Annotated in this window: 12 protein-coding genes; 6 read left to right on the forward strand and 6 right to left on the reverse strand. The window is 72.0% G+C overall.

What is annotated here, in order from left to right; translation table 11 throughout:
• Positions 1–86: 86 nt before the first annotated feature.
• From AAG827_RS00355 to AAG827_RS00380, 6 genes are read right to left on the reverse strand one after another with little or no spacing between them, the layout of a single operon-like run.
• Entirely contained in the window at positions 87–1,850 is a 1,764-nt protein-coding gene (locus AAG827_RS00355; RefSeq protein WP_341923763.1) for an ABC transporter ATP-binding protein, read from the reverse strand.
• Positions 1,847–3,586: an ABC transporter ATP-binding protein gene (locus AAG827_RS00360; RefSeq protein ID WP_341923764.1), complete on the reverse strand. Its 1,740-nt coding sequence runs from the start codon at positions 3,584–3,586 to the stop codon at positions 1,847–1,849. The genes AAG827_RS00355 and AAG827_RS00360 overlap by 4 nt, the downstream gene beginning before the upstream one ends.
• Positions 3,587–3,637: 51 nt before the next feature.
• Positions 3,638–4,180, reverse strand: a complete 543-nt coding sequence (locus AAG827_RS00365; RefSeq protein WP_341923765.1) for a YbaK/EbsC family protein — start codon at positions 4,178–4,180, stop codon at positions 3,638–3,640.
• A 22-nt stretch (positions 4,181–4,202) separates the two neighbouring features.
• The gene (locus AAG827_RS00370) at positions 4,203–4,430 is read right to left on the reverse strand and encodes a PspC domain-containing protein (RefSeq protein ID WP_341923767.1); all 228 of its coding nucleotides are present in this window, start codon (positions 4,428–4,430) and stop codon (positions 4,203–4,205) included.
• On the reverse strand, positions 4,427–4,747 hold the full coding sequence (locus AAG827_RS00375; RefSeq protein ID WP_341923769.1) for a hypothetical protein: 321 nt from the start codon (positions 4,745–4,747) through the stop codon (positions 4,427–4,429). The genes AAG827_RS00370 and AAG827_RS00375 overlap by 4 nt, the downstream gene beginning before the upstream one ends.
• A complete protein-coding gene (locus AAG827_RS00380; RefSeq protein ID WP_341923770.1) occupies positions 4,744–6,033 on the reverse strand; it encodes a PspC domain-containing protein in 1,290 nt (429 codons plus the stop codon). Before AAG827_RS00380 ends, AAG827_RS00375 begins: the two co-directional genes overlap by 4 nt.
• A gap of 144 nt (positions 6,034–6,177) precedes the next feature.
• Here AAG827_RS00380 and AAG827_RS00385 point away from each other — a divergent pair, with 144 nt between their 5' ends.
• The 6 genes from AAG827_RS00385 (at position 6,178) to pcrA (ending at position 13,025) form a co-directional block, all read left to right on the forward strand.
• A complete protein-coding gene (locus tag AAG827_RS00385) occupies positions 6,178–7,458 on the forward strand; it encodes a PspC domain-containing protein (RefSeq protein WP_341923771.1) in 1,281 nt (426 codons plus the stop codon).
• Positions 7,451–8,131 carry a response regulator transcription factor gene (locus AAG827_RS00390; RefSeq protein WP_341923772.1) on the forward strand — a complete coding sequence of 227 codons (681 nt, stop codon included), beginning with the start codon at positions 7,451–7,453 and terminating at the stop codon, positions 8,129–8,131. Before AAG827_RS00385 ends, AAG827_RS00390 begins: the two co-directional genes overlap by 8 nt.
• Before the next feature lie 85 nt (positions 8,132–8,216).
• Entirely contained in the window at positions 8,217–9,653 is a 1,437-nt protein-coding gene (locus tag AAG827_RS00395) for an APC family permease (RefSeq protein WP_341923773.1), read from the forward strand.
• A 1-nt stretch (position 9,654) separates the two neighbouring features.
• The gene (locus AAG827_RS00400; RefSeq protein ID WP_341923774.1) at positions 9,655–10,122 is read left to right on the forward strand and encodes a universal stress protein; all 468 of its coding nucleotides are present in this window, start codon (positions 9,655–9,657) and stop codon (positions 10,120–10,122) included.
• 76 nt (positions 10,123–10,198) lie between these two features.
• A complete protein-coding gene (locus AAG827_RS00405; RefSeq protein ID WP_341923775.1) occupies positions 10,199–10,555 on the forward strand; it encodes a hypothetical protein in 357 nt (118 codons plus the stop codon).
• A gap of 91 nt (positions 10,556–10,646) precedes the next feature.
• The gene (gene pcrA, locus AAG827_RS00410; RefSeq protein ID WP_341923861.1) at positions 10,647–13,025 is read left to right on the forward strand and encodes a DNA helicase PcrA; all 2,379 of its coding nucleotides are present in this window, start codon (positions 10,647–10,649) and stop codon (positions 13,023–13,025) included.
• Positions 13,026–13,035: the final 10 nt, after the last annotated feature.

The following is a 13,035-nucleotide window of genomic DNA, read 5'->3' on the forward strand; positions in this document are numbered from 1 at the left end:
GACGAAAATAACAAGAGCGCACCCGGACGACGAAACGACGAGGTCCTTTCCCCAGAAGTGAGGACGCTCAGGCGTCGTACGACGGGTCAGCGGCCGCCGTTCCAGCTGTCCCAGAGCGCGGCGTAGGACCCACCGGCGGCGACCAGCTCGTCGTGCGAGCCGAGCTCGGCGATGACGCCGTCCTCGACGACCGCGACCCGGTCGGCGTCGTGCGCGGAGAAGAGCCGGTGCGCGATCGCGATCACCGTGCGGCCCTCGAGCACGGCCGCGAGCGAGCGCTCCAGGTGGCGGGCGGCGCGCGGGTCGATGAGCGACGTCGCCTCGTCGAGCACCAGCGTGTGGGGATCGGCGAGCACCAGGCGGCCCAGCGCGATCTGCTGCGCCTGGGCGGCCGTGAGCGCGCGACCCCCGGAGCCGACGACCGTGTCCAGCCCCTCGGGCAGCGCGTCGACCCAGTCGAGCGCGTCGACGGCGGCGAGCGCCGCGCGGATGGCGTCGTCGGAGGCGCCGCTCTCGTTGGTCGAGCCTGTCGAGACCGCGAGCGCGAGGTTCTCCCGCAACGTGCCGACAAAGACGTGGTGCTCCTGGGTCACGAGCGCGACGTGGCCGCGCAGGTCGGCCAGCGGCAGGTCCACGAGCCCGACCCCGCCGACGGTCACGGCGCCGGTGCGCGGCGGGTGGATGCCGGCCAGCAGCCGGCCGAGCGTGGACTTGCCCGCGCCGGAGGGGCCGACCATCGCGATCCGCTCGCCGACCCCGACGGTGAGGTCGACGCCGTGCAGCACGTCGCGTCCCTCGACGTAGGAGAAGCGCACGTCGTGGGCGTCGATCCCCTCGCCGTCGGGCACCTCACCGGTCGCGGTGCGGTCGTCGGGCACCTGCGCGACGCCGAGCAGCCGCGACAGGGACGCGGCCCCCATCTGGAGCTCGTCGAGGATCGACACGATCCGGTCCACCGGATCGATGAGCATCTGGACGTAGAGCACCGCGGTCGTCACGTCGCCCAGCGACACCTGGCCCTGGGTGTAGAGGTAGCCGCCGAAGAGCAGCGTCGCGACCGTGGGGATGAGATAGCTGAGCTCCATGCTCGGGAAGAACACCGTGCGCAGCCACAGCGTGTAGCGCTCGGCGGTGTAGGACTCGCGGATGTCGTCGTCGATCGCGTCGATGCGCTGCTGCCCGAGCCCCAGCGCCTCGACCGAGCGGGCGCCCTCGACGGTCTCGGTGAGGGAGGCGTTGATGGCGGAGTAGGACGCGCTCTCGCGCAGGTAGCCGTCCTTGGCGCGGGCGAGGTACCACCGCAGCCCGATCATCAGCGGGGGGATGCCGAGCAGGCAGGGCAGCCCGACCCACCAGCCGACGCTGAGGGCGGCGGTGAAGGTGAGGATCGCGGTGATGACCGCGATGGTCCACTCCGGCAGGGCCCAGCGCACCGACCAGCCGAGCTGCTCCACGTCGCGGCTGGTGCGGGTCAGCAGGTCGCCGGAACCGGCCGACTCCACGACCCCCACGGGCAGCGCCAGTGCGTTGCCGACGAAGTCCTCGCGGAGCTCGGCGAGGACCTCCTCGCCGAGCACCTGGCTGACGTAGCGCGCATAGCGGGTCAGCACCGTCTGGAGCACCAGGAAGACCGCGAGCAGGCCGATGATCGTGTCGACGTGGTCGGTGGTCGTGCCGGTCTCGACGCTCTCCACCAGCCCGCCGAGCAGCCGTGGGGCCGCGAGCCCTGCGAGGGCGGCGAGCACGTGCAGGGCCAGGGCGCCCCAGACGAGCCGGGGGTGGCGTCGTACGAGGACGCCGACGTAGGCGCGCATGGCGCCGGGGCCGGCGATGGGCAGCGTCGTGCTCATGCGTCACCGCCGGCGGGGACGAGCTCGGTCTCGCGGGTCACGACCGCGCGGTAGCGCGCGTGGGTGTCGAGCAGCTCCCGGTGGCTGCCGGTGGCGACGACCACCCCGCCCTCGAGGAAGGCGACCTCGTCGACGGCGTCTAGCATCAGCGGGCTGGAGGTGGCGACGAGCGTGGTGCGTCCGGAGCGGTGCGCGCGCAGGCGCGAGGCGATGCGGGCCTCGGTGTGCGCGTCGACGGCCGAGGTCGGCTCGACCAGCACGAGGACCTCGGGGTCGACCGTCAGCACGCGGGCGAGCACCAGGCGTTGGCGCTGGCCGCCGGAGAAGCTGCGTCCGCGCTCGGTGACGACCGTGTCGAGGCCGTCGGGGAGCGCGTCCATGATGTCGTCGGAGGAGGCGGTGAAGAGCGCGCGCTCGAGGTCGCCGGTGGTGCGCGCTCGGCCGGTCACGTCGAGCCGGTCGGCCAGGCGTCCGGAGAAGAGCGCTGCGCTCGTGTCGGAGACGACGATGCGGCGTCGTACGTCGGCACGGGGCAGCTGCGTCAGCGGCACCCCGCCGAGCGTGACGTCGTCGTCGACCTCGGCCGAGCACAGGCCGAGCCGGTCGGCCAGCGCCGCGGTGTCGTCGGGCTGCTCGCTGACCAGGGCCGTGATCGCACCCGGGCGGACCCGCAGGCCCGAGCGTGCGTCGCGCAGCTCGGCCATCGGAGCGGGAGGGGCCGCGGGGTCGCCCGGCTCGGTCACGTCGGGGGTCAGCGAGAGCACCTTGCAGACGCGGCGGGCGGAGACGAGGCCGCGGATGACCTTGTTGGCGTACTCGGTCGCCGTGCGCAGCGGGATCATCAGGAACGCCGAGTAGCCGTAGAACGCGACGAGCTCGCCCGGCGTGATGCGACCGGCGACGGCGTAGCGCGCGCCGATCCACACGATGATCACGACGAAGAGCCCGGGCAGGAAGACCTGCAGCGCGTCGAGCACCGACTGCAGCTTGGCGACCTGGACCCCCGCGTGGCGGGTGGTCTGGCTCTCGCGGCGGTAGCGGTCGTGGAAGACCTGCTCGCCACCGATCCCGCGCAGCACCCGCAGGCCTCCGACGATGTCGGTGGCGGTGTTGGAGAGCTCGCCCATCAGCTGGCGCTGGCGCGCGCTGCGGCTCTGCAGCGGCGAGAGGAGCGGCCCGACGAGCAGCATCAGGAGGGGCACGCCGAGCAGCACGACCAGGCCCAACGTCACCGACGTCTGGAGCAGGATCGCCGCCACCAGGAAGAACGAGACGACCGCGCCGGCGAAGCGGGCCGACACGTCCATGACCTGGCCCAGGTGGGAGATGTCGCTGGTGCCGATCGCGACCACCTCGCCGGTGGAGACCTTGCGGGGCAGCGTGCCGCCGAGGTGCACCGTGTGGCGGGCGACCAGCTGCACCGTGGTGTAGGCGGCGGTGAGCCAGTTGGTCACCGCGAAGCGGTGGCGCATGATGCCGCTGGCCGCCTGCACCAGACCGATGAGCAGCATCAGCCCGGCGAGCTGCAGCAGCGCCCTGCCGTCCTTGTCGGCCACGCCGCGGTCGATCGCGAGACCGATGACCGCGGGCATCACGGCCTGGGTGCTCATCCAGACGATGCCGAAGGCCATGCCCCCCGCGAGGGTCTTCCACTGGCCGCGTGCGAGCCACCACAGGAAGCGTCCGGGCGACCGGTGGTCGGCGGTCCCGGGGTGGTCGAGAGGGAGGAGGCGCACTCGTCCCAGGGTACGGAGGGCAGGCCGCTCCGCGCGAACCGTTTTCGGCTGTCAGCCGGCCAGGCCGTCGACGACCTCGGCGCCGGGGAGCGCGGCGATGGTGGAGCCGGGCAGCAGCAGCTTGGAGCGTCGTACGCCGGAGCCGACGAGGACCACGTCGACCTCGGTCACCCGCGCGTCGACGAGCAGGCGCCAGGTGGGCGGCAGCCCGACGGGGTTGATGCCGCCGTGCTCCATGCCGGACTCCTCCACGGCGCGCTCCATCGGCAGGAAGGAGGCCTTGCGCACGTCGAGGAGGCGCTTGACGACGCCGTTGACGTCCGCGCGGGTGTCGGCGCGCACGAGGCAGGCGGCGATGCGCTCCTGGCCGTCGCGCCTGCCGGCGACGAGCACGCAGTTGGCACTCGCCTCGAGCGGGACCGCGTAGGCCTCGGAGAAGGCGGCGGTGTCGGCGAGGTCGGGGTCGATCTCGGCGACACCCGCCAGGTGGGCGTGGGGCCAGGACGCCAACGCCGCCGCCACGCTCGGAGCGAGCAGCTCCGGGTGGTCGGCGGCGGGCAGGGTCCGGAGGGTGCCGAGGCGGGGGAGGTCCACGGCCCCATCCTGCGCCATGTCCCTAGCGCCGGGGGACCATGATCCACGCGACGAGGTAGACGAACGCGACGGTGCCGGCGCTGAAGACCGCTCCCAGCACGGTGAGCACCCGGACCAGGGTGACGTCGACGTCGAGGTAGTGGGCGAGCCCGGCGCAGACGCCGCCGATCATCCGGTCGTCGCGGTCGCGGACCAGTCGGCGCGGGCCGGGGTGGGCCTGTGGGGTCCAGGGTGCGTGGGGGTCGGTCATGACTGCTCCTCCTGCGGGTGCGGCTCGGACGGGGGCTGGACGGGGGGCCGGGTGGGCTGCTCGCCGACCCAGCCCGCGTGGTGCTTCTGGTGGCGGCGGGTGCTGGTCACGGCGATGGCAGCCAGCCCCGCGGCGCCGGCCAGCACCCACGGGACCGGCAGCAGCCAGCGGATGTCGCGGCCCTCGACGACGTCGTACTGCACGAGCGACCAGACCAGGGCCAGGCCCAGGAAGGCGATGCCCATGACGAGATGGGCGACGTTGACCGGGTGACGGCCCGACTCGGGCTCGGTGGTCAGGGCGGTGGTGTCGTTCATCGGGTAAGCCTCTCCTCGGTGTCGACGACGATCTCGCCGAAGACGACCTGGGTGTCGAGCACGAGGACGGGGGCGTCGTCGCCGCCGTCGTGGAAGCGGGAGTCGGAGCCGTCGTTGTCGCTGCCGAAGAGCGCGCTATGCCCGCCCCCGTCGATGGTGGACCGGACGTCGACGTCGAGGCCGTCGGGCACGATCACCTCGATCCGGCCGAAGACGCTCTCCACCCGCACGGTGCGACCGTCGAGGTCCTCCAGGTCGGCGACGTCGGTGAGGTCGAGGACGATCTCGCCGGCGAAGATCTCATAGCTGCTCTCGACCTGCGCGGCGGAGCGTGGTGCGGCGTCGATCCGGTCGGCGTCGACCTCCTGGGCAGCCGTGGCGCCGAGGGTGGCGACTCCTGCCATCAGCCCGACGAGGATCAGGCCGCCGGCCCGGCCGTAGAACGCGCCAAGCAGCAGCATCACGCCGGTCGTCGCCAGCACCAGGGCGGGGTAGGTGGCCCCGTGGACCGAGGCGCCGGCCAGGTCGAGGATGCCCAGCACGCCGATGCCGAGGGCGCACAGCGCCAACGTGAACCAGAAGAGGATCGGGCCGCGGCGCCGGGGGTTGCGGGGGCGCGGGGGCAGCGGCGCGGGTGCGACGGGGGTCCACGTCGGCGGCGCTCCGGCGTACGACGGGTGGCCGTAGGCCGGTGCCTGCTGTGGCGGCGCGGCGTAGGTCGGCGTGGCGTAGGTCGGCGTCGCGTAGGTCGGCGTCGCATAGGTCGACGTCGCACGGGCCTGCCGGCGCGACTCCTGACCGCGGTTGGACACGACGAGCAGCACGACCAGCCCGATGATGGCGAGGGGCCACGGGAAGCCGAAGCCGCCGAGGGAGTCGCCGAGCAGGGCGAGCGCCGCGAGGGCGCCGACCACGATCAGGGCGACCGAGCGGCTGCGCTCGTCGAGCCGGACCGTCGCGTCGCCGGTGCCCTCGTCGGGGACGAGCAACCAGCACGCGCCGTAGAGCAGGATCCCGGCACCGCCGAAGAAGGCCAGCACGACGAAGCCGACCCGCAGGATGATCGGATCGACGTCGAGGTGGCGGGCGAGGCCACCGGCGACACCGGCGACCTTGCGGTCGTAGGCCGAGCGGCGCAGGCGGCCGAGGTCGCGGACCTGGTCGCGGCTGACGCGGGGCCCGTCCTGGGGCCCGTCGTGGGGACCCTCGTGCGGCGGGCCGTCGCCGGGTCCCGGTGGGGATCCGGGCGGCGGGCCGGTGGGGGCGTCTGGCGGGGTCGTGGTCATGCCTCAACCCTGGACCCCGAGGACGCCGCGCACCATCGGGGACGTCCCTGATCCTGGCGCCGCCGAGGGCTCGGGGACTCAGGGTGGAGCCGGGGTTCGCCCTCATAGGGCGGGGGCCTGCCGTGTGTGACGATTGACCCTGACATGAGCACCGCCGCCGCCCCGCCGCCGCCCGAGGTACGCCGCGCCTACCGCGACCTCCACGAGCCGATCATCGGTGGCGTGGCCGGCGGCCTGGCGCGGCACCTGGCGCTGCCGGTCCTCTGGGTCCGGGCGTTCTTCGTGGCGACCTCGGCGCTGGGCGGGCTGGGCGTGGGTCTCTACTCCGGCTTGTGGCTGATGCTGCCGGCGGAGCCGCAGTTCACGACGCAGGCGCCCGGCCTGGAGAGCGCCACGCGGGGTGGGCGCCGACCCGGCCGGATCCGGCGGCTCACCGACCTCGGCCCGGTCATCGCCCTGCTGGCGCTGGGTGTGGGGGCGGTGCTGCTCTTCGAGGCGGTCGTCGGCCGCGGTGGCTGGCTGTGGCCGCTGGTGATCGGAGCCGTCGGGGTGGCGCTGCTGTGGCGACAGGCCGACGAGGCGCAGCGTGAGCGGTGGCTCGACTCGACGGGACGCATCGACCCGGTGCGGGTGGTGCTCGGCGACGGGAGCTGGGCCGCCTACGCGCGCCTGCTCGCCGGTCTGTCGCTCATCGTGCTGGCCGTCCTGCTCTTCTCCCTGCGCGGCGGGTCGCTGTCGATCGCACGCGACGTGACCGTGGCGGCACTCCTCGGCGTGGTCGGTCTCGGCATCGTCATCGGGCCCTGGGTCTTCCGGCTGGCCTCCGAGCTCACCGCCGAGCGCTCGGAGCGGGTGCGCACCCAGGAGCGCGCGGACGTCGCTGCGCACCTGCACGACTCGGTCCTGCAGACCCTCGCGCTCATCCAGAAGAACCCCGGTGACGCCGCCACGGTCGCCCGGCTCGCTCGGTCCCAGGAGCGCGACCTGCGTGCCTGGCTCTACTCCGGGGAGTCCCTCGACGAGAGCAGCGTCGCCAGCGCCCTGCGTGGTGTCGCGGCCGCGGTCGAGGACGCCCACGGCATCTCCGTCGACGTGGTCACGGTGGGCGACTGCCCGATGGAGGAGTCGCTGCGCCCCGCCGTCGCAGCGACGCGCGAGGCGATCACCAACGCCGCCAAGCACGCCGGCGTCGGCCGGGTCGACGTCTATGCCGAGGTGACGGCCGCGGCGGTGGACGTCTTCGTCCGTGACCGCGGGCCCGGCTTCGACCTCGACCAGGTGCCCGGCGACCGCTACGGCGTACGCCACAGCATCGTGGACCGCATGCAGCGCCACGGCGGCTCCGCCGACGTTCGGTCCGACACAGAGGGCACCGAGGTGCGACTGCACCTGCCGCGACCCACCCAGGAGGAGCACCATGACTGAGCCCAGGACGACCCCGGTCCGCGTCGTGATCGTCGACGACCACGCGATGTTCCGCAGCGGCGTGCGCGGCGAGCTGACGACCGTCGGGGCCGGGAGCGTCGAGGTGCTGGCCGAGGCCGCCGACGTCGACGAGGCGCTCGCGGCGATCCTCGCCCACCAGCCCGACGTCGTCCTCCTCGACGTGCACCTGCCGGGTGGTGGGGGAGTCGAGGTGATGCGGCGAATCGCGGCGTCCCCGCGGCCCGGGTCCCTCGTGCCGTGCTTCCTGGCACTCAGCGTGTCCGACGCGGCCGAGGACGTGATCGGGACGATCCGGGGAGGAGCGCGCGGTTACGTCACCAAGACGATCACCGGTCCCGAGCTGGTCTCCGCGATCCAGCGGGTCGCCGAGGGTGACGCGGTGTTCTCGCCCCGTCTCGCCGGCTTCGTCCTCGACGCCTTCGCCGGCTCGATCGACGTGTCGGCCGTCGACGAGGACCTCGACCGGCTCACCGAGCGCGAGCGCGAGGTCATGCGACTGATCGCCCGCGGCTACGCCTACAAGGAGGTGGCCAAGGAGCTCTTCATCTCGATCAAGACCGTCGAGACGCACATGTCGTCGGTGCTGCGCAAGCTCCAGCTCTCCTCGCGCCACGAGCTCACCCGGTGGGCCTCGGACCGTCGCCTGCTCTGAGCGCTCGCCGGGTCCCGACGTGTTTGCGACCTCACCCTGATGGGTAGTCGGCCCCGAACGCGTCAGACGATCCAGGAGGCACCCCGTGAGCACAGCGACACCCGACACGACGGCAGAGTCCGAACAGGACGGTGAGCTCAAGCGGTCGATCACCGGCCGCCTGCTCTTCTTCTACACCCTCGGCGACGTGCTCGGTTCCGGCATCTACGTCCTCATCGGACTGGTCGCCGCGGCTGTGGGCGGAGCCTTCTGGATCGCCTTCGCCCTCGGCGTGACCGTCGCGGCGATCACGGGGGCGGCCTACGCCGAGCTGGTGACGAAGTACCCCCGGGCCGCAGGCGCCTCGCTCTACGTCAACAAGGCGTTCGGCAGCCGCCCGCTCACCTTCCTGATCACCGTGTCCTTCCTGGCCGCCAGCATGGCGGCGTCGGGCTCGCTGGCGGTGGGCTTCGCGTCCTACTTCGACACCCTCTGGTCCGGTCCTCCAGCCCTGCTGATCTCGCTGGTCTTCGTCGCGCTGCTGGTGGTCGTCAACTTCATCGGCATCACGGAGTCGGTGTGGATGAACATGCTGATGACCTTCGTCGAGGTCGGCGGCCTGCTGATCGTGCTCATCATCGGCATCGTCTTCATCGGCCAGGGCGACGCCGACTTCGGCGTCCTGACCCAGGTCGACACCTCTGGCGACTACAGCAGCCCGGCACTCGCCGTCCTGGCCGGCATCTCCTTCTCGTTCTTCGCGATGACGGGCTTCGAGAACACCGCCAATGTCGCCGAGGAGACGATCGACCCCTACAAGGCGTTCCCGCGCTCCCTGGTCGGCGGCATGATCGTGGCCGGCGTGGTCTACGTCCTGGTCTCCATGGCTGCCGCACTGACCGTGCCGACCGAGACGCTGGCCAACTCCGACGCGGCCCTGCTCGAGGTGGTGGAGGCGGGGATCCTGCCCATCTCCACGTCGTTCATGAGCACGCTCTTCTCGGTCATCGCGCTGATCGCGATCACCAACACGACCCTCGTCACGATCGTCACGCAGCCCCGTGTCCTCTACGGCATGGCCCGTGAGGACGTCGTGCCCGGCGTGTTCGCCAAGGTCCACCCGACCCGCCGCAGCCCCTGGGTCGGCCTGATCTTCTCCGGTGTCGTCGTCGGCTCGCTGCTGGTCATCGGCACGCTGGTCACGGAGGCAGGCGGCGGCATCGACCTCGTCGGTCGCCTCGCCACGGTGACCGTCGTGCTCCTGCTGGCGATCTATGCCCTGGTGATCGTCGCGTGCCTCAAGCTGCGTGGCCAGGACGAGGACCAGCCGTTCTACCGCGCCAACACCCCGCTGCTGTTCGTGGGGCTCGTGGGCAACGTGGCGATCCTCTTCTTCACCGTCTACGACGACCCCCACTCGCTGATCTGGTGTGCGGGCCTGCTCGGCGTCGGCTTCGTGCTCTTCCTCGCCGAATACCTCTTCGGCAGCAAGGGCACCGGCTCCCGCACCCCCGATCTCGACTCCTCGGCCACGGAGGTCTGACATGCACGTCATCGTCGCCACGGACGGCTCCCGGCAGTCGCTGGCCGCCGCCAAGCAGCTCAAGGCGTTCGCCGACCCGGCCAAGATCACCGAGATCTCGGTGGTCGCGGTGATCCGGCCGCTGGCCTCGGTCGCCTTCGCTGACGACCTCTCGGAGGGCAAGCTCGACGGGTCGTTCCGCGACGCCGCGCAGAGCGCCGTCGACACCATCGCGGCGGTCTACGACGGCTGGGGTCCCCAGGTCAACAAGCGCATCCGCAGCGGTTCCGCGGCCAACGAGATCATCAAGGCCGCCCGGCAGTACGACGCCGGCCTGGTCGTCGTCGCCGCCGGCGGCCGCGGCCTCAGCGACACGGTCCTGCTGGGCAGCACCGCCCAACGGGTGCAGCACTCGGCCCCGTGCCCGGTGCTGGTCGTGCGCCCGGCCCCGCGCGCGCCCCGGACGTCTCGGACCCGCACGAAGTCCTGAGCCGGGAGGACTGCCGCCGGGTCACGGCGACGGGTCGGTGGCGCGCGCCTCGCGCGGATCCCACTAGTCTGCGCGCATGGAGACCGTGCGCCTCGTCCTGCTGATCATCCACATCCTCGGCTTCGCCGCACTCTTCGGCGGCCTCGTCGTCCAGGCCGGAGCGCCCGAGAAGTCGGTCAACTCCGCCATGCGTGACGGTGTCGGCACGGCCTTCCTGGCCGGTCTCGCGCTCGTCGGCGTGCTCGAGGCCGGGGACGACCCGGTCAACCACGCCAAGATCGGCGTGAAGTTCGCCATCGGCCTGGTGCTCTTGATCCTGGTCATGGCCAACATGCGCAAGGAGCGCATCCCCCCGGGTCTCTGGGTCGGCCTGATCGCCCTCTCCGTGATCAACATCGGTGTCGCCGTGCTCTGGTCGCCCGCCCACACCTGAGGACTCGCCGCCGCCACCGTCGGCGGCCGCACGTAGGCTGGGACCCAGCATGAGCACCCCGTCGTCAGCCCCCCAGTTCGCGTTCCCCGGCATGGACGGGCACGACCCCGACGAGCCCCGCACCACACGCCGCGGTCCGACCCGCGAGGAGCTGCTCGAGGGGCTCAACGAGCCGCAGGCGGCGGCCGTGCAGCACGCCGGGACGCCGCTGCTGGTGGTCGCGGGCGCGGGGTCGGGCAAGACACGGGTGCTCACCCGCCGCATCGCCTGGCTCATCTCCGAGCGCAAGGCGCACCCCGGCTCGATCCTCGCGATCACCTTCACCAACAAGGCCGCGGGCGAGATGAAGGAGCGCGTCGAGGAGCTGGTCGGCAAGCGCGCGCGGATCATGTGGGTCAGCACGTTCCACTCCGCGTGCGTCCGGATCCTCCGCAAGGAGATCGACAAGCTCGGCTACAAGTCCAACTTCTCGATCTACGACTCCGCCGACCAGAAGCGCCTCATGGGCCTGGTCATCAAGGACCTCGACCTCGACGCCAAGAAGTTCCAGCCCGGACCGGTCCTGCACTGGGTGTCCAACCACAAGAACGAGCTGCGCGACGCGGAGGCGGCCGCGGCCGACACGCACAACCACCTCGAGGAGCAGTACGCCGCCGCCTACACGCTCTACCAGCGCCGGCTGCGCGAGGCCAACGCCCTCGACTTCGACGACCTGATCATGACGGCCGTGCACCTGCTCCAGGCCTTCCCCGAGGTGCGCGAGACCTACCGCCGACGCTTCCGGCACGTGCTGGTGGATGAGTACCAGGACACCAACCACGCGCAGTACGCCCTGGTCCACCAGCTCTGCGCGGACGACCCCGAGCTGTCCGAGGCCGAGCGCGTGGAGCCCGCCGAGCTGATGGTGGTCGGTGACGCCGACCAGTCGATCTACGCCTTCCGCGGTGCCAACATCCGCAACATCATGGACTTCGAGCAGGACTTCCCGGACGCGACGTCGATCCTGCTCGAGCAGAACTACCGCTCGACCCAGACCATCCTGACCGCGGCCAACGCGGTCATCGGGCACAACAAGAGCCGCAAGCCCAAGCGACTGTGGTCCGACGCCGGCGACGGCGAGCGCATCGTCGGCTACGTCGCCGACGACGAGCGCGACGAGGCCCGCTTCGTCTCCGAGGAGATCGACACCCTCGTCGATGCCGGTGGACGCGCCGGCGACGTCGCGGTGTTCTACCGCACCAACGCCCAGTCCCGGGTCTTCGAGGAGGTGTTCATCCGCACCGGCCAGCCCTACAAGGTGGTCGGAGGAGTGCGCTTCTACGAGCGTCGCGAGGTGCGCGACGCCCTGGCCTACCTCCGGATGCTCAGCAACCCCGACGACCAGGTCTCGCTGCGCCGCATCCTCAACACGCCCAAGCGCGGCATCGGGGATCGCGCGGTGGCCTGCGTCGGTCTCCTCGCCGAGCGCGACGGACTGACCTTCTGGGAGGCGCTTCGCCGGGCCGACCAGGCCCCGGGGCTGGCGACCCGCTCGCTCACCAACATCCGCGGCTTCGTCGCGATGGTGGAGGAGCTGCAGTCGATGGTCGAGGCCGGCGAGCGCGCCGACGTGATCCTCGAGTCGGTGCTGGCCCGCTCCGGCTACCTCACCGAGCTCGAGGCCTCCGACGACCCGCAGGACGCCACCCGTCTGGAGAACCTCGCCGAGCTCGTCGCCGTGGCCCGTGAGTTCTCCGACGACCCGGTCGCCGGCCCCAGCGCCGACCCGGCCGACGTCGACGCCGGCCTGGTCGCACCCGGCCTCGGGGACTTCCTGGAGCGGGTGGCCCTGGTGGCCGACTCCGACCAGATCCCCGACGACGACGACGACCAGGGCGTGGTCACCCTGATGACCCTCCACACCGCCAAGGGCCTGGAGTTCCCCGTGGTCTTCCTGACCGGGCTCGAGGACGGCGTCTTCCCGCACTCGCGCTCCCTCGGCGATCAGACAGAGCTCGAGGAGGAGCGCCGTCTGGCCTACGTCGGCGTCACCCGCGCGCGGACCCGCCTCTACATCTCCCGCGCCGTCGTCCGCTCCGCCTGGGGTGCTCCCTCGCACAACCCGGCGTCGCGCTTCCTCGACGAGCTGCCGATCGATCTCGTCGACTGGCGTCGGACCGAGGCCGCCCAGACCCGGTGGGGCCGCCCCGACCTGGCCAGCGGGTCCCCGGCCAGCCTCGGCACGCCGACCGCGGCGGGTCGGCGCAACTTCTCCTCGGCAGCGGCCCGCGCAGACGCGGCGTCCAAGGCGAAGCCCGCGCGCGAGATCCCGTCGCTGGACCCGGGCGACCGTGTCATCCACGACTCGTTCGGGATGGGCACCGTCGTGGCGCTCGAGGGAGTGGCCGACAAGACGGTCGCATCGATCGACTTCGGTTCCGAGGGAGTCAAGCGGCTGCTGCTGCGCTACGCACCGGTCGAGAAGCTCTGACCGAGCACCT

The sequence above is a fragment of the Nocardioides psychrotolerans genome (assembly GCF_943371775.1).
GTDB classification, from domain to species: Bacteria; Actinomycetota; Actinomycetes; order Propionibacteriales; family Nocardioidaceae; genus Nocardioides; species Nocardioides psychrotolerans_A.

Coding starts and splice junctions, on each gene's coding strand:
- AAG827_RS00355 (WP_341923763.1), bottom strand. CDS start 1,850: ATGAGCACGACGCTGCCCATCGCCGGCCCCGGCGCCATGCGCGCCTAC.
- AAG827_RS00370 (WP_341923767.1), bottom strand. CDS start 4,430: ATGACCGACCCCCACGCACCCTGGACCCCACAGGCCCACCCCGGCCCG.
- AAG827_RS00375 (WP_341923769.1), bottom strand. CDS start 4,747: ATGAACGACACCACCGCCCTGACCACCGAGCCCGAGTCGGGCCGTCAC.
- AAG827_RS00380 (WP_341923770.1), bottom strand. CDS start 6,033: ATGACCACGACCCCGCCAGACGCCCCCACCGGCCCGCCGCCCGGATCC.
- AAG827_RS00385 (WP_341923771.1), top strand. CDS start 6,178: ATGAGCACCGCCGCCGCCCCGCCGCCGCCCGAGGTACGCCGCGCCTAC.
- AAG827_RS00390 (WP_341923772.1), top strand. CDS start 7,451: ATGACTGAGCCCAGGACGACCCCGGTCCGCGTCGTGATCGTCGACGAC.
- AAG827_RS00400 (WP_341923774.1), top strand. CDS start 9,655: ATGCACGTCATCGTCGCCACGGACGGCTCCCGGCAGTCGCTGGCCGCC.
- AAG827_RS00405 (WP_341923775.1), top strand. CDS start 10,199: ATGGAGACCGTGCGCCTCGTCCTGCTGATCATCCACATCCTCGGCTTC.
- pcrA (WP_341923861.1), top strand. CDS start 10,647: ATGGACGGGCACGACCCCGACGAGCCCCGCACCACACGCCGCGGTCCG.